This is a genomic window from Paracoccus sp. SSK6 (genome assembly GCF_039770665.1).
In the GTDB taxonomy this organism is placed as follows: Bacteria; Pseudomonadota; Alphaproteobacteria; order Rhodobacterales; family Rhodobacteraceae; genus Paracoccus.
The window spans coordinates 52,869-69,138 of sequence record NZ_JBDPNJ010000014.1 but is presented as its reverse complement, the minus strand read 5'-3'; the positions used below and the strand labels follow the sequence as shown (position 1 = coordinate 69,138).

Genomic DNA, 16,270 nt, shown 5'->3' with positions numbered 1-16,270 from the left:
GAAATATCGCTTGCCGTTTCGGGCGGCAGAGCGATAGGTTCACGCAAACATATCCCGAGAGGTGTCCATGCGCCCTGCCCTGCTTGCCGCCGCCCTGTCGCTGGCCGCCCTGCCCGCCTGGGCCGAGGATGTCAGCGTCTTCGCCGCCGCATCCTTGAAGAACGCCCTGGACGAAATCGCGGCCCAGTTCACTGCAGAAACCGGCAATACCGTGACGATCTCCTATGCTGGGTCCAACGCACTCGCCAAGCAGATCATCGAGGGCGCGCCCGCCGACCTGTTCATCTCGGCCAATACCGAATGGATGGACGAGGTCGAAACGGCCGGCCTGGTCCAGGCAAGCAGCGACATCTTGGGCAACCGGCTAGTGCTGATCGCGCATGGCGCGGATGCGGCGCCGGTGCGGATCGGTGTGGAGATGGACCTGGCCGGACTGCTGGACGGCGGCAAGCTGGCGATGGCCCTGGTCGATTCCGTGCCCGCCGGGCAATACGGCAAGGCGGCGCTGGAAGCCTTGGGCCTGTGGGACGACGTGCAGGCCGATGTGGCGCAATCGGACAACGTGCGCGCCGCCCTGGCCTTGGTCGCGACCGGAGAGGCGCCCTATGGCATCGTCTACGCAACCGACGCGGCCGCCGGGGACAACGTGACGGTGGTGGGTGAATTTCCCGCCGACAGCCATCCTCCGGTCACCTATCCCGCCGCGCTGCTGACCGGCGCCGCCGACGACGCGGACCGCGCCTTCTACGATGCCTTGTCGGGCGAGGCCGCCAATGCGATCTTTGAAAAGCATGGATTCACGGTGACGAACTGACTTGACCGACTGGCTGACCCCCGATGCGTGGCAGGCTGTTCGCCTGTCGCTGAAGGTATCGCTGTGGGCGGTGGCGGTCAGCCTGCCCTTGGGCATCTTCGTGGCCTATGCCCTGGCGCGGTGGCGCTTTCCGGGACACGCTTTGCTGAACGGGCTGGTGCATCTGCCGCTGGTGCTGCCACCGGTGGTCACGGGCTATCTGCTGCTGCTGACCTTCGGGCGACGAGGCTTTGCCGGGCAATGGCTGGATCAGATTGGCATCGTCTTTGCCTTCCGCTGGACGGGCGCGGCCTTGGCCGCCGCAATCATGGCCTTTCCGCTGATGGTCCGCGCCATCCGCCTGGCCATCGAGGCGGTGGATCCGAAGCTGGAACAGGCTGCCTCGACCCTTGGCGCGTCGCGCCCTTGGGCCTTCCTCACCGTGACGCTGCCGCTGATCCTGCCCGGCATCCTCGCAGGCGCGATCCTGGCCTTTGCCAAGGCGATGGGGGAATTCGGCGCCACCATCACCTTCGTGTCGAACATCCCCGGACAGACGCAGACCCTGCCCTCGGCCATCTATGCCTTCCTGCAGGTGCCGGGGGGCGAGGCCGCCGCTGCCCGGCTGGTCATCATCGCCGTCGCCATCGCCATGGCCGCGCTGTTCCTGTCGGAATGGCTATCCCGCCTGATTGCGCGGCGTATCCGGGGGGCCTGATGCTGTCGATCACCCTGCGCCACGCCTTCCCCGGCTTCACGCTGGACGCAGCCTTCCAGGCTTCCGCCGGGCTGACCGTGCTGTTCGGGCAGTCGGGATCGGGCAAGACGACCATCGTCAATGCCGTCGCTGGCCTGCTGCGCCCGCAATCGGGGCGCATAGTGGCCGGCGATACGGTCCTGACCGACAGCGATCGGGGTATCTTCCTGCCCCCGCACCGGCGCGGCATCGGCTATGTCTTTCAGGAGGCGCGGCTGTTTCCCCACCTGACCGTCCGGCAGAACCTGCTGTTCGGTCACTGGTTCACCGGACTGGGGCGGAAAGCCGACCTGGCCCGCGTGGTCGAGATGCTGGGCATCGGCCCCCTGCTGCCCCGCCGCCCTGCCGCGCTTTCGGGGGGCGAGCGCCAGCGGGTCGCGCTTGGCCGCGCGATCCTGTCTCATCCGCGCCTGCTGCTGATGGATGAGCCCCTGGCGGCCTTGGACCAAGCACGCAAGGACGAAATCCTGCCCTATCTGGAACGCCTGCGCGATCATGCCGGACTGCCGATCCTGTATGTCAGCCACTCCACGGCCGAGGTCGCACGGCTGGCGACAACGGTGGTTCTGGTGGACAAGGGGCGCGTCACGGCGGCGGGTCCGGTTGCCGCGATGCTGTCGGATCCTGCCATCGCGCCGCTGCTTGGCCTGTCCGATACCGGCGCCATCCTTGCCGCGCGGGTCGAGGCGCAGGAGGCGGACGGCCTCACGCGGCTCTCCACGCCCTCTGGCCCGCTGTTCCTGCCCCGGATCGCGGCACCTGTCGGCACGCTGCTGCGGCTGCGCATCCTGGCGCAGGACGTGATGATCGCGACCGCCGCGCCGCAGGGCATCTCCGCGCTGAACGTCATCCCCGCGCGGGTGCGCGACCTGACCGACAGCGGCGGCGGCGTCCTGGTGCGGCTGGACGCGGGCGACCAGGTGATCCTGTCGCGGATCACGGCACGGTCAGCCGCCGCCCTGCAACTGGTGCCGGGCCTGCCGGTTCATGCGGTGCTGAAGGCGGTTTCCGTGGCCCCCGGCACGATCGGCGTTTCCGCCGGCTGATGGGCGACCCAGATCCCGCTCTCGCGGGAAAAGTGCTCGTATTCGGGCGGGCGGAACGATGGCTCGTCCATTGGCGCGATATGGCGTTCGATGGTGAGCCAGGTTCCGTCGATCTGCAAGACCGCGAATTCGTTCTGCCGGTCCGACGGGCGACCGCACAGCGCCGTCCCCGCCTGGATTTGCAGGACGCCGGGATGCGCGGTCTGGTCCAGCATCGCGCCGGTGGCCCAGACATGCAGGTGCCCCGAAAGCACGATCTGCGCCCCCGCGCGCTCCAGCCGGGCCAGGGCTTCGGGCGCGCGGCGGGTCAGTTCCTTGTCCACCTGGGCCAGATGCTCCAGCGGGTGATGCAGGGCAACCACGTTCATCGCCAGCAGATCGAGGCTCCCGATAACCCGCCCGATCTCTCCGTCCCGGATGATGCCGCGCTGCACGGCGAAGGGATCGACGCTGTTCAACCCCAGCACCCGCACGCGGCCCACCTGCCGGGTGGGCGCCAGGTCCGGCCCCATCGCGCGGCGATAGCCTGCAAATGGCGTCAGGTACCGGACCAGCAGGTTATACAGCGGCACGTCATGGTTTCCCGGCACGGCGATCAGCGGCGCCCGGATCCGCGACAGAAAGACCCCCGCCTGATTGTACTGGTCACGCCGCCCCCGATGCGTCAGGTCGCCGGTCACCACCACCAGATCGGCGCGGGCGCTGTTGACGCGCTCCAGCAGGGGGGCGGCCAGTTCGGCGCGGTGAAAGCCGAAATGCAGATCCGACAGGTGGACGATCCGTGTCACGCCCTGGCATCCTCGGTCTTGCTGCTGCCATCGGCGGGCACCAGCACCTTCAGGGCGCCGTGGCGGACCTGCAGGTGAAAGGGGCTGACCATGCGGGTCTTTTCGCCGTCATGGGCGATCAACTGCTGGCGCTTGCCGGTTTCGATGGTCAGGCTGTCGGTGAGGATCAGGTCGAAATCGCTGTCCTTGGCGCTGAGCCCGAAGGCCAGCCGAAAAGCCGACCGCAACAGCGGCAGCGGGCGGCGCGCCTTGGCGATCAGCACGGCGAAGTTCCCCGCCCGGATCGCATCCGCGCCGTCCAGGCCGAAGGAGTCCAGCTGATAGGCGCTGCGGGCGACAAAGACCAGGGCCGTGGTGAAGTGGCGTTCCTTGCCATCGACCCTGGCGACAAGGCGCATCGGATGGCGCAGCCGCCGCATCGCCACCAGCACCGACCAATAGGCCGCAAGGCGCGACCGCCCCCAGCGTTTGTAGATCCCCTCGCGCGTCTTCAGGATATGCGGATAGGCGCCCAGGCTGACATTGTTCAGGAACACCAGGTTCTCGATCTGGCCGACATCGACGGCCTGAACGCGCGCGTCCAGCAGGGTGGCAAGCGCATCCTCGACCGTTTCGCCCACGCCAAGGTCGCGCGCGAAATAGTTGAAGGTGCCGCCCGGCAGCACGCCCATCATGGCGTCGGTGCCCGTCAGGGCGCCTGCAACCGCCGCCTGCGTGCCGTCGCCGCCAAGGGCCAGAACGATGTCGAACCCCTCATCGACCGCCTGCCTGGCAAGATAGGCCAACTGGTCGCCCCGTTCCGTCAGGCGCAATGCCAGTTCGGCGACCTTGCCCGTCAGCGCGTCCCGGATGGCCGCGACCTGTTCGTCGCCGTCCTTCTTTCCCGACCCGCGATTGCCGATCACGCACAGGCGGCAGGCGGAAAGATCAACCCTTTCGGCTGTATTGCGCATCCGTCCCCCGGTTTGATTGCCAGGATCAACACGCGGGGCGCAAGGGCGGTTTCACCGCCGCCGGATCAAAGGCGCTGCACGGCTTCCTGGACCGAGGGGCTCAGGCCAGCACCGCCTGCCGCAAGATAGGATTTCAACTGGTCGCGCATCCGAGGCTCCCAGTAGTCCTTCAGATGGGCAGCGATCTTGTCCGGCGCATGGCCGGGCTGCGTGTCGAAAAAGGTGGCGATCTGGTTCGCCATCATGACCATCTTTTCAGGCGACATCGGAAACCTTCGCGTCCAGCCGTTCGGGGTGGGTAAACAAATCGAAGCCCTCGCCGCGCGCGAAGGCCGCCAGGGTCAGGCCCGCGCCTTGGGCCAAGCGCAGGGCGTGCAGCGTGGGGGCGGATACGGCGATCAGGATGGCGCAGCCCGCCATGACGCATTTCTGCACCATTTCGGTGGAGACACGGCTGGTCAGGACGATGGCGCCCTGGGCAGGGTCGATGCGCTGCCGGGCCATGGCGCCGATCAGCTTGTCCAGCGCGTTGTGCCGCCCGACATCCTCGCGCGCCAGAACCACGCCCTGACCCGGCAGCATGAATCCCGCCGCGTGGACGGCGCGCGTGCGGTCGTGCAGGGGCTGCCAGCCGCGCAGGGATTCGGTCGCGGCTGCGATCTCCTCGACCGTCAGGGTCGGGCCCGCGCGCTCCAGGTCCGGCAGGGTCCGCACCGCGGCCTCGATGCTGTCGATGCCGCACAACCCGCAGCCGACCGGCCCGGCCAGGGACCGGCGGCGGGCAGCAAGCGCCGCGCCGCGATCCTCGGCCAGCCACATCTGCGCCTCGATCCCCTTCGGGTGGGCGATCACCTCGCAACTGGCGATCTGGCCGATGCCTGTCACGATGCCCTCGGTCAGCGAAAAACCCAGCGCGAAGTCCTGAACATCCGCAGGTGTCGCCATCATCACGGCATGGGTCGAGCCGTCATAGACCATGGCGATGGCCGTTTCCTCGGGCAGCGCGCACGTCACCGCGATGCTGCTGCCCGGCCTGTGATGGGTCGCATCCGTGGCCCCGAAGGGCGGCGGCAAGTCCATGGCCTACTCCGCTGCGGTCAGGATCCGCCGCGACCGTTCGGCCTGTTCATTATAGCTTTCCTGCCATTCCGAAGGACCGTTCGAAGGGCTGACCTGCACCGCCGTCACCTTGAATTCGGGGCAGTTCGTCGCCCAGTCCGAGAAATCGGTCGTCACCACATTGGCCTGTGTCGCCGGGTGGTGGAAGGTCGTATAGACCACCCCCGCCGCCACGCGGTCGGTCAGCGTCGCACGCAGCGTAGTCTCGCCCGCCCGCGATGCCAGCCGCACCCAGTCGCCATCCTTGATGCCCCGGAACTCGGCGTCATGGGGGTTGATTTCCAGCAGATCCTCGGGGTGCCAGACCACGTTCTCGGTCCGCCGGGTCTGCGCGCCCACGTTGTACTGCGACAGGATCCGCCCCGTGGTCAGCAGCAGCGGGAAGCGCGGGCCGGTGCGTTCGTCGGTCGCCACATATTCGGTGACCATGAAATGCCCCTTGCCCGACACGAAGCCATCCACATGCATCAGGGGCGTGCCGTCCGGCACGGTCTCGTTGCAGGGCCACTGGACGGACCCCTTCTCCTCCAGCACGTCATAGGTGACGCCGGCGAAGCTGGGCGTGGTGGCCGCGATCTCCTCCATGATCTGGCTGGGGTGGGTATAGTGCCAGTTCGCGCCCATGGCATTCGCCAGAAGCTGCGTGACCTCCCAGTCCTCATAGCCGTTGCGGGGCGCCATCACCTTGCGGACGCGGTTGATGCGGCGTTCGGCATTGGTGAAGGTGCCGTCCTTTTCCAGGAAGGTCGAGCCCGGCAGGAAGACATGGGCATAGTTCGCGGTCTCGTTCAGGAACAGGTCGTGGACGATCACGCATTCCATCGCCGCAAGGCCCGCCGCCACATGATGGGTGTCGGGGTCGGATTGCAGGATATCCTCGCCCTGGCAGTAAAGGCCCTTGAAGGTGCCCTCGACCGCCGCATCCAGCATGTTGGGGATGCGCAGGCCGGGTTCGGGGTCGATCTCGCAGCCCCAGGCCTGTTCGTAGATCGCCCGGACATCGGGCAGCTTGACGTGGCGATAGCCGGGCAGTTCGTGGGGGAAGCTGCCCATGTCGCAGGAGCCCTGCACGTTGTTCTGCCCGCGCAGCGGGTTCACACCGACGCCGGGACGGCCAATGTTGCCGGTGAGCATGGCAAGGTTCGCGATGCCGATCACCGTGGTCGAGCCTTGGGAGTGTTCCGTCACGCCCAGGCCATAATAGATCGTGCCGTTGCCGCCGGTCGCATAGAGCCGCGCGGCGGCGCGCAGGTCGGCGGCGGGAACGCCGGTCAGCAGTTCCACGTTTTCCGGCGCGTGGCGGGGGTCGCTGACGAAATCGACGTAGAACTGGAACTCATCCCAGTCGCAGCGGGTGCGGATGAAATCCTGATCAAACAGCCCCTCGGTCACGATCACATGCGCCATGGCTGTCACAACCGCGACGTTGGTGCCGGGCTTCAGCGGCAGGTGATAGGCGGCCTCGACATGGGCAGACCGCACGATGTCGGTGCGGCGGGGATCGACCACGATCAACTTGGCGCCCTCGCGCAGCCGCTTCTTCAACCGGCTGGCAAAGACGGGATGCCCATCGGTCGGGTTCGCGCCGATGATCATCACCACATCGGCCTGTTCGACCGAGTCGAAGTCCTGCGTCCCGGCGGATGTGCCGAAGGTCTTGCCCAGGCCATAGCCGGTCGGCGAGTGGCAGACGCGCGCGCAGGTGTCGGTGTTGTTGTTTCTGAAGACCGCGCGGGTCAGCTTCTGGACCAGATAGGTTTCCTCATTGGTGCAGCGGCTGGAGGTGATGACACCCACCGACTTGCGACCGTACTTTTCCTGGATTCCCTTCAGCCTGTTCGCGGCAAAGCTCAGCGCTTCGGCCCATTCGACCTCGCGCCACGGCTGGTCGATGGTTTCGCGGATCATCGGACGCAGGATCCGGTCCTTGTGCTGGGCATAGCCATAGGCGAAGCGGCCCTTGACGCAAGAATGGCCCCGGTTGGCCTTGCCGTGCTTGTAGGGAACCATGCGGACCAGTTGGTCGCCGTTCAGTTCCGCCTTGAAGGAACAGCCCACGCCGCAATAGGCGCAGGTGGTGATGACCGAGCGTTCGGGCGTACCAAGCTCGATCACCGATTTTTCCTGCAGGGTCGCGGTCGGGCAGGCCTGCACGCAGGCCCCGCAGGACACGCAGTCCGAGGACAGGAAATCGTCGCCGATGGCGCCCGCCTTGACGCGGCTGTCGAAGCCCCGGCCCTCGATGGTCAGGGCGAAGGTGCCCTGAACTTCCTCGCAGGCGCGGACGCAGCGCGAACAGACGATGCACTTGGCCGGGTCATAGGTGAAATAGGGGTTGCTTTCGTCCTTGGGGGTGTAATGCGCATTCACCCCCACGCCGTCGCGCGGCGCGAAGTGGTTGAGCAGCGTCGCCCCCTCGGGCGCCTTGTAGCGCACGTCGCGCAGGCCCACGTTGCCCGCCATGTCCTGCAATTCGCAGTCGCCATTGGCGGCGCAGGTCAGACAGTCCAGCGGGTGGTCGCTGATGTAAAGCTCCATCACGCCCTTGCGCATCCGGCGCAGCTTGTCGGACTGGGTGTGGACGACCATGCCTTCCATCACCGGCGTGGTGCAGGACGCGGGCGTGCCGCGGCGGCCTTCGATCTCCACCACGCAAAGGCGGCAGGACCCGAAGGCCTCCATGTTGTCGCTGGCGCACAGCTTCGGAACCATGATCCCGGCCTCGGCGGCGGCGCGCATGACGGACGTGCCCTCGGGCACGGTGATGTCGATCCCGTCCACGGTCAGCGTGACGGGCAGCCCGGCCTTTGCGGGCGTGCCCATGTCGCGGTCGTCGCCCGGAGGGAATTGGGGGATGATGAAGTCTCTCATTCGGCTGCCTCCCGATAGGTGGCGAAATCGTCGGGGAAGTTTCTGAGCGCGGACATGACCGGGAAGGGCGTGAAGCCGCCAAGCGCGCAGAGCGATCCGTCCTTCATCGTCTCGCACAGGTCGGTCAGCAGCGGGATCGCCGCCGGGTCGCCCTGCGCGATGCGGTCGATGGTTTCCACCCCGCGCACCGCGCCGATCCGGCAGGGCGTGCATTTGCCGCAGGATTCGACAGCGCAGAACTCCATGGCGAAGCGGGCCATGCGCAGCATGTCCACGGTGTCGTCAAAGACCACCAGACCGGCATGGCCGATCAGGCCGCCGTTCTGGTCGAATTCCTCGTATCCCATCGGCGTGTGGAACTGGTCGATATGCATATAGGCGCCCAAGGGGCCGCCCACCTGCACCGCCTTGACAGGACGGCCGCTGGCGGTGCCGCCGCCGATGTCGTTCACGACCTCGCCCAGGGTCATGCCAAAAGCGGTCTCGAACAACCCGCCGCGCTTGACGTTGCCCGCGATCTGCAAGGTCACGGTGCCGCGCGACCGGCCAAGGCCGAAATCGGCGTAATGTTTTGCGCCGCGTTCGAAGATCACCGGGATGGTGGTCAGCGAGATCACGTTGTTCACGACCGTAGGCCGGCCCAGGAAGCCTTCCAGCGCGGGCAGCGGCGGCTTGGCGCGGACCACGCCCCGCTTGCCTTCCAGGCTGTTCAGCAGGCTGGTTTCCTCTCCGCAGACATAGGCGCCCGCACCGGTCCGCACCTCCATGTCGAAGGCGCGGCCCGAGCCGAGCACATCGGCGCCCAGCAGGCCCCGCTGCCGGGCGATCTTCACCGCCTGCGTCAGGATGGCGATGGCATCCGGGTATTCCGACCGCAGATAGACATAGCCGCGCGTCGCACCAACGCCCAGGCCCGCGATAACCATGCCCTCGATCAGCGAAAAGGGATCGCCCTCGATGATCATGCGGTCGGCAAAGGTGCCGCTGTCGCCCTCATCGGCGTTGCAGACAATATATTTCTGCGGGGCTTCCGCCTCGGCCACGGTCTTCCACTTGATGCCGGTCGGAAAGCCCGCGCCGCCGCGACCGCGAAGGCCGCTATCGATCACCTCCTGCACGATCTCGGCCTTGGTCATGGTCAGCGAGCGGCGCAGGCCGACCAGACCGCCATTGGCCTGGTAATCGTCCAGATCCAGCGGGTCGATCAATCCGCAGCGGGCAAAGGTCAGGCGGGTCTGGCGGGCGAACCAGTCGATGTCCTCGACCCGGCCCAGGCTGTTCAGCTTGCCGTCCAGCAGATCGGGCACCTGGTCAGAGGTCACGTTTCCGTAACCGATCCGGCCTTCGGGCGTGTCGATCTCGACCAGAGGCTCCAGCCAGACCATGCCGCGCGTGCCGTTACGGACGATTTGCAGGTCAAGCCCGCGTGCCTTAGCCTCACGCGCCAGCGCATCGGCCACGTCGTCCGCGCCAAGCGCCTTGGCGGCGCTGTCCAGGGGGACAAAGATCTTCATGCGCCCACCTCGGCCAGGATGCGGTCCATGCGGGCATCATCGACGCGTCCCACGACCTTGCCATCGACCATGGCGGCAGGGGCGCAAGCGCACATGCCCAGGCAATAGACGGGTTCAACCGTTACCGCGCCGTTGGGGGTGGTGCCGTGCCAGCCGATCCCCAGCTTTTTCAGGGTGGATTCGGCCAGAGCATTGGCGCCCATGGATTGACAGGCCTCGGCCCGGCAGATCTTCAACACGTGGCGCCCCGCCGGATGGCTGCGAAAATCGTGGTAGAAGCTGATGACGCCATGCACCTCGGCCCGGCCCAGGTTCAGGATATCCGCCAGCACCGGCACGGCGGCCTGCGGGACAAAGCCCCAGGTATCCTGCAACGCGTGCAGCATCGGCAGAAGCGGCCCTTCCAGGGAAGCAAGAGGCGCGACGACGCCCCGGATCTCCTCCTCGGTCGGGGCTGGCGCATGGACATGCATAGGCTGGCCTTTCGACGGTCTTTCCGCCGTCATCTAAGCAGGTCGCATAATCCGAAATCAATATCGTTGTTTCGTTGGTTGATAGAATTTATCTATCGTTTGCCATGCGCCGGGCCTCGGCCAGCAAGGCCTCCAGAACAGGCGTGTGTGGCTCCCGCCAAGGCGCGACAAGGCCAACGGAATGGCTGGCGCCGTCGCCGTCCAGGGGAATGGTCCGCAACGGCTTTCCCTGCGTCATGAAGGCCGCGATGTCCTCGGGCAGGATGGTGATCCAGCCGCCCTCCAGCACATGAGCCACCAGCACAACCGTCGAACTGGATTCGACCGTCGCCTGCGGGGTCACGCCCGCCTCGATCAGGTTGCGGTTGATGATCCGGCGGTTCTGCATGTCGCTGGTCAGAAGGCACAACCGATGCCCCGCCAAGTCCGACCAGGCAACACGGTCCTGTCCGGCCAGCGGAGACTCCGCGCCGCAGACCAGCATGTAGCGTTCATCGTAAAGGCTGACGGTGCTGACCCGGCCCAGCGGTTCGTTGTCGAGGTAGGAGATCCCCGCATCCACGGTCAGGTCGTCGATCATCTGCAGGATCTCGACCGAAGTGCGCGACAGGATGGTCAGCCCGACATTCGGATGGGCGGCGCCGAAACGCGCGCTGATCCGCGCGGCCCAGGTCAGCGCCGTGGGGATCACGGCGATGCGCAACTGGCCCGACAGCCCGTGGCGCGTGGCCCGCATCTCGTCCCGCAACTGGCGTGTGTCGCCGACGATGCGGCGGGCCCAGACCAGGGCGGACTGGCCCTCGGGCGTCAGCCCGCCGAAGCGGGATCCGCGAAAGACCAGCAACACGCCAAGCTGTTCCTCAAGCTGCTTGATGCCCGCCGACAGGGTGGGCTGCGTGATGCCAAGGCTGGCGGCGGCGCGTCCGAAATGGCGTTCCTTGGCGACGGCCAGGAACATCTCCAGCTTGTCGATCATGCCACCCCCTTGCCGCTATTCGGCGGGAACCGCTGCGGTATCCTCCATCCTGTCCTTGCGGCCCAGCAGGCGGCGCATCAGCACATAGAACAGCGGCGCGAACAGGATGCCCATCACGGTCGAGGCGACGGTCCCGCCGATCACCGTGGCACCAATGGCGTTGCGGCCATTCGCGCCCGCGCCGGTGGACAGCAGCAGCGGCAGCACGCCCAATGTGAAGGCGATCGAGGTCATGATGATCGGGCGGAACCGTTGGCGCGCGGCCTCGACCACGGCCCTGAACAGGGGAACGCCCTGTTCGGACTGTTCGCGGGCGAATTCCACGATCAGGATGGCGTTCTTGCCGGTCAGGCCGATCACGGTCAGCAGGCCCACCTGGAAGAACACGCCATTGTCGAAGCCGCCCAGAAACGCGCCGATCAAGGCGCCAAGAACGCCGATGGGCATGACCAGGATCACCGCCAGCGGGATCGACCAGCTTTCGTACAGCGCGGCCAGGCACAGGAACACGGCAGCCAGCGACAGGGCGTAAAGCAGCATGGTCTGGTCGCCGGATTCCTGTTCCTCAAGCGACAGGCCGGTCCAGGCCACGGCAAAGCCCGGCATCTGGGCCACCAGCCGCTCGACCTCGGCCATGGCGTCGCCGGAACTGACGCCGGGCGCGGGGCTGCCCTGGATCTGCATGGCGGGGATGCCGTTGTAACGGTTCAGCCCCTGCGGACCGAAGGTCCATTCCCCCGTCGAGAAGTTCGAGAAGGGCACAAGCCCGCCCGTCGCGTTCCTGACGCGCCATTTGTCGAAGTCGCTGGGGGTGGACCGCGATGTCGCCTCGCCCTGGACATAGACGCGCTTGATGCGGCCCCGGTCCACGAAATCGTTGACGTAGCGCCCGGTCCAAGCCACCTGCAGCAGGTTCGCCACGTCGGTCGCCGTCACCCCCATGGCCCCCGCCTGCCGCCAGTCGATGTTCAGCCGGAACTGCGCTGCATCCTCCAGGCCGGAAGGCCGGGCCTGCGCGATCAGCGGGCTTTGGGCCGCCATGCCCAGGAACTGGTTGCGGGCGTTCAGCAATTCCTCGTGGCTCTGCCCGCCCCGCGCCTGCAGATAGAAGTCGAAGCCCGAGACGTTGCCAAGCTCGATCACGGAAGGCGGCACGATGGGGAACACCATCGCGTCCTGGATGCCGCTGAGCGCCCCCCAGGCCCGGCCCGCTACCGCCTGCACGGATTGCGACGGGTCGAGGCGGTCTTCCCAATCCTTCATCCGCACGAAGGCCATGCCGACGTTCTGGCCCTGCCCCGCGAAGCTGAAGCCCACCACGCCGAACATCGAATCGACCGAATCCTGTTCCTGCGTCAGGAAATAGTCCTGCACCTGGTCGATCACGGCGGCCGTCCGTTCCGCCGTGGCCCCCGTCGGACCCTGGATCAGCACGAACATGATGCCCTGATCCTCATCCGGCAGGAAACCCTCGGGCGTGCGCAGGAACAGCAGCACCATGGCCGCGCCGATGGCCGCATAGACCAGCAGCATCCGCAGGGGGCGGCGCACGATCCAGCCCACCGCGCCGGTATAGCCGTTGGTGGTGCGGTCGAAATTGCGGTTGAACCAGCCGAACAGCCCGCGCTTCGAATGGTGGTCCTTGGACCGCAGCAGGGTCGCGCACAGCGCGGGCGTCAGCGTCAGCGCGACCAGCACCGACAGGCCCATGGCCGAGACGATGGTGATCGCGAACTGCTGATAGATCACCCCGGTCGAGCCGCCGAAGAAGGCCATCGGCACGAAGACCGCCGACAGGACAAGCGCGATGCCGATCAGCGCGCCGGTGATCTGGCCCATGGACTTGCGCGTGGCTTCCCGCGGCTCAAGCCCTTCTTCCTCCATGATGCGTTCGACGTTCTCGACCACCACGATGGCGTCGTCCACCAGCAACCCGATGGCCAGGACCATGGCCAGCATGGTCAGCGTGTTGATGGTGAATCCGAAGGCCGCCATGATGCCGAAGGTGCCCAGCAGCACGATCGGCACGGCGAGCGTCGGGATCAGCGTCGCGCGCCAGTTCTGCAAAAAGACATACATGACGATGAAGACCAGAACGATGGCCTCGATCAGCGTCTTGACGACTTCCTCGATGGAAATGGACACGAAGGGCGAGGTGTCGAAGGGGATCACGTAATCCACGCCCTCGGGGAAGAATTCGGCGAATTCCTCCATCCGCGCCTTGACCCGTTCGGCGGTGTCGAGCGCGTTGGCCCCCGGCGCGAGGGAAAGCGCCATGCCGGACGCGGGCCGCCCGTTATAGGTCGCGTCGGTGGCATAGCTTTCGGCCCCGATCTCGACCCGGGCAACATCGCGCAGCAGGACAAGGCCGCCATTCTCCTCGGCCCGCAGGACGATCTGGCGGAAATCCTCGGGCGTGGACAGCAGCGATTGCGCGGTGACGGTGGCGTTCAGTTGCTGGCCCTGAACCGTGGGCAGGTCGCCAAAGGCCCCGGCCGAGATCTGCGTGTTCTGCGCCGACACCGACGCCACCACGTCCGAGGGCGTGATCTCGTATGCCGCCAGCTTGTCGGGATCCAGCCAGATGCGCATGGCATAGGGCGACCCGAAGACCTGGACGCTGCCCACGCCCTCGACCCGCGACAGATCGTCCACGAGGTTCGAGAACATATAGTCCGACAGGTCGGTCTGGTCGTAGTTGTCGTCGCCGATCAGGCCGATGACCATCAGGAAGCCGGCCATCGACTTCTCGACCACAACGCCCTGGCGCTGCACGGGTTCGGGCAAAAGCGGCGTGGCCTGCGACAGCTTGTTCTGGACCTGGACCTGGGCGATGTCCACGTCGGTGCCGGTCTCGAAGGTCAGCGTCGTCTCGGACGCCCCGGCCGATGACGAACCGGAGGAGATATAGCGCAGCCCGTCGAGGCCCGTCATCTGCTGCTCGATCACCTGCGTCACGGTGTTCGAGATCGTCTCGGCCGAGGCGCCGGGATATGTGGCGCGGATCGTGACCGAGGGCGGCGCGATCTGCGGATATTGCGCGACCGGCAGCGACAGGATCGACAGGATGCCGATGCCCATGATGATGATCGAGATCACCCAGGCGAAAACCGGACGGTCAATGAAGAAACGGGCCATGCTCTGTCACGCCTTGCTTTTCAGGGCTTGATCGGGTCGTCAGTTGCCCGACGCGTCTGCGGTGTCTGCGCCTTCCCCGGCTGGGGCGGGCTGTCCTTCGGCCGGCGCGGCAGCTTCCGCGCCGCGTTCCTGCGGCACGACGGTGGCGCCCGGCCCGATCCGCTGCAAGCCCGCCACCACCACGCGGTCGCCAGCGGCAAGGCCGTCCGTCACCACCCACTGGGCGCCACGATCCTGCGCGATTTCCAAAGTGCGCTCCTCGACCACGTTCTGCTGGTTGACCACCATGGCCACGGGGCGTCCGCGCCGGTCGCGGCTGACGGCTTCCTGCGGGGCAAGGACCGCGTCCTTCAACTGCGCCTGCGGGATGTCGGCCAGGACGAACATGCCGGGCAACAGGAAGCCGTCTGGATTGGCGAATTCCATCCGCAGGGTGATGACGCCGGTGGTCTCGTCCACATGCGGTTCGGCCGCGGTCATGGATCCGGTATGTTCATAGGTGCTGCCATCGGCCAGCCGCAGCGTGACCGTGCGGTCGGTGCCTTCGGGCAAGGCGGCCTCGGGGCCCATGCGCTGCCAGCGGGTGATCTCGGCGGCGGACTGGGTCACGTCCACGCGGATCGGGTCGATGCGGCGGATGACGGCCAACGGCGCCGCCTGCCCTGCGGTCACAAGGGCGCCGGGGCTGACCTGGGCCAGGCCGATCACGCCGTCGATGGGCGCCGTGACGGTCGTCCGGTCCAGGTCGATCTGGGCCGCAAGCAGTTGCGCCTCGGCGGCCTTGACGGCGGCTTCGGCGGCGTCGCGGGCGGCAATGGCACTGTCCTGGGTCTGTTCGCTGGCGACGCGGCGGTCGCGCAGGGTCACGACGCGCTCGGCCTCTCGCCGCGCGGCATCGGCCTGGGCCTGGGCTTGGGCGAGCGCCGCCTGGGCCTGCGCAACCGCGGCCTCGTAGGTGCGCGGATCGATGCGGTACAGGGGATCGCCCTCGGCCACAGGGCTGCCTTCCTCGAATAGGCGCTCGACGATCAGGCCGCCGACCTGGGGGCGCAGCTCCGCCTCGGCCGAGGCGACGACGCGGCCCGGCAGGCTGGCGGTCAGGGTCACGTCCTCGGCCTTCAGGGTGACAACGGTGACCGCAGGGGGCGGCATCTCGCCGCCCGGCGCCTGGGCGTGAAGGCCATGCGGAGCAATCGCCGCGACCATGCCGGCAAGAACAAGGATTCGTGTCAGCGTCGCCATGGCTGTCCGTCCGTCTGGGATAAGTAACCGATGCTGGCGCGGCCCGTTCGCAAGGGCAGTTCGTCGCCGCCGCTCACGCTATCGTCAACGGGCGGGAAGGACAACAGGTCCATTTCAGATCCACGCGCATGGCGTGCTTGCCTGACACAGCGGCAAGAGGCACTCTATCCTGACACGGCAAGGGAGGAACCAATGCCAGCCTATCTGATCGCGGATGTGAAGGTCACGGACGACGCCTGGGTGCCGGAATACGCCGCCCGCGTCCATGAAATCGCGGCCCGGCATGGCGGCCGCTATCTGTCGCGGTCCGGCAATGTCGATACGTTAGAGGGCACGCCGCTGGGCGGCACCCTTGTCGCGCTGATCGAGTTCCCGTCCAAGGAAGCCGCGCAGGCCTTTGCCTCCGATCCCGAATACGCCCCCTTCGGCAAGGCGCGCCAAGCGGGCAGCGTCAGCAACTTTCACCTGATCGACGACACGGATCTGGCGGGGAGCATCCCCTATCTGCCGAAAGGTTGAAGCATCGCATTGCCGCGCCTGCGCAAAGGTGCAAGGAACAGGTGCGGCGGCTTGCGCCGGTCTGGTCTGGTTCGGAACACC

Annotated in this window: 14 protein-coding genes; 4 read left to right on the top strand and 10 right to left on the bottom strand. The window is 66.9% G+C overall.

Annotated features, from left to right (window positions below):
* The first annotated feature begins 67 nt into the window (after positions 1 to 67).
* From modA to modC, 3 genes are read left to right on the top strand one after another with little or no spacing between them, the layout of a single operon-like run.
* Positions 68 to 814, top strand: a complete 747-nt coding sequence (gene modA / locus AAIL68_RS11250; protein ID WP_347139866.1) for a molybdate ABC transporter substrate-binding protein — start codon at positions 68 to 70, stop codon at positions 812 to 814.
* 1 nt (position 815) lies between these two features.
* Entirely contained in the window at positions 816 to 1,511 is a 696-nt protein-coding gene (gene modB / locus AAIL68_RS11245) for a molybdate ABC transporter permease subunit (RefSeq protein WP_347139865.1), read from the top strand.
* Complete coding sequence (gene modC / locus AAIL68_RS11240) at positions 1,508 to 2,596, top strand: molybdenum ABC transporter ATP-binding protein (protein ID WP_347139871.1); 1,089 nt, start codon at positions 1,508 to 1,510, stop codon at positions 2,594 to 2,596. Before modB ends, modC begins: the two co-directional genes overlap by 4 nt.
* Here modC and AAIL68_RS11235 read toward each other — a convergent pair.
* The 10 genes from AAIL68_RS11235 to AAIL68_RS11190 form a co-directional block, all read right to left on the bottom strand.
* Positions 2,536 to 3,384, bottom strand: coding sequence for a metallophosphoesterase (locus tag AAIL68_RS11235; RefSeq protein ID WP_347139864.1), 849 nt, complete (start codon positions 3,382 to 3,384; stop codon positions 2,536 to 2,538). The genes modC and AAIL68_RS11235 overlap by 61 nt on opposite strands.
* The gene (locus tag AAIL68_RS11230; protein WP_347139863.1) at positions 3,381 to 4,337 is read right to left on the bottom strand and encodes a diacylglycerol kinase family protein; all 957 of its coding nucleotides are present in this window, start codon (positions 4,335 to 4,337) and stop codon (positions 3,381 to 3,383) included. Before AAIL68_RS11230 ends, AAIL68_RS11235 begins: the two co-directional genes overlap by 4 nt.
* Before the next feature lie 65 nt (positions 4,338 to 4,402).
* Entirely contained in the window at positions 4,403 to 4,603 is a 201-nt protein-coding gene (locus AAIL68_RS11225) for a formate dehydrogenase subunit delta (protein WP_347139862.1), read from the bottom strand.
* Positions 4,593 to 5,417, bottom strand: coding sequence for a formate dehydrogenase accessory sulfurtransferase FdhD (fdhD, locus tag AAIL68_RS11220; RefSeq protein ID WP_347139861.1), 825 nt, complete (start codon positions 5,415 to 5,417; stop codon positions 4,593 to 4,595). Before fdhD ends, AAIL68_RS11225 begins: the two co-directional genes overlap by 11 nt.
* Positions 5,418 to 5,420: 3 nt before the next feature.
* On the bottom strand, positions 5,421 to 8,327 hold the full coding sequence (fdhF, locus tag AAIL68_RS11215; protein ID WP_347139860.1) for a formate dehydrogenase subunit alpha: 2,907 nt from the start codon (positions 8,325 to 8,327) through the stop codon (positions 5,421 to 5,423).
* Positions 8,324 to 9,841: an NADH-ubiquinone oxidoreductase-F iron-sulfur binding region domain-containing protein gene (locus AAIL68_RS11210; RefSeq protein ID WP_347139859.1), complete on the bottom strand. Its 1,518-nt coding sequence runs from the start codon at positions 9,839 to 9,841 to the stop codon at positions 8,324 to 8,326. The genes fdhF and AAIL68_RS11210 overlap by 4 nt, the downstream gene beginning before the upstream one ends.
* Positions 9,838 to 10,347 carry a formate dehydrogenase subunit gamma gene (locus AAIL68_RS11205; RefSeq protein WP_347139858.1) on the bottom strand — a complete coding sequence of 170 codons (510 nt, stop codon included), beginning with the start codon at positions 10,345 to 10,347 and terminating at the stop codon, positions 9,838 to 9,840. Before AAIL68_RS11205 ends, AAIL68_RS11210 begins: the two co-directional genes overlap by 4 nt.
* A 55-nt stretch (positions 10,348 to 10,402) precedes the next feature.
* Positions 10,403 to 11,290 carry a LysR family transcriptional regulator gene (locus tag AAIL68_RS11200; protein ID WP_347139857.1) on the bottom strand — a complete coding sequence of 296 codons (888 nt, stop codon included), beginning with the start codon at positions 11,288 to 11,290 and terminating at the stop codon, positions 10,403 to 10,405.
* A 15-nt stretch (positions 11,291 to 11,305) separates the two neighbouring features.
* On the bottom strand, positions 11,306 to 14,428 hold the full coding sequence (locus tag AAIL68_RS11195; protein WP_347139856.1) for an efflux RND transporter permease subunit: 3,123 nt from the start codon (positions 14,426 to 14,428) through the stop codon (positions 11,306 to 11,308).
* A 39-nt stretch (positions 14,429 to 14,467) separates the two neighbouring features.
* Positions 14,468 to 15,670 (bottom strand): efflux RND transporter periplasmic adaptor subunit, encoded by a 1,203-nt coding sequence (locus AAIL68_RS11190; protein WP_347139855.1) that lies wholly within the window; start codon positions 15,668 to 15,670, stop codon positions 14,468 to 14,470.
* Positions 15,671 to 15,862: 192 nt separating this feature from the next.
* Between AAIL68_RS11190 and AAIL68_RS11185 the strand changes: the two genes are divergently transcribed.
* A complete protein-coding gene (locus AAIL68_RS11185; protein WP_347139854.1) occupies positions 15,863 to 16,189 on the top strand; it encodes a DUF1330 domain-containing protein in 327 nt (108 codons plus the stop codon).
* The last annotated feature ends 81 nt before the right edge of the window (positions 16,190 to 16,270 follow it).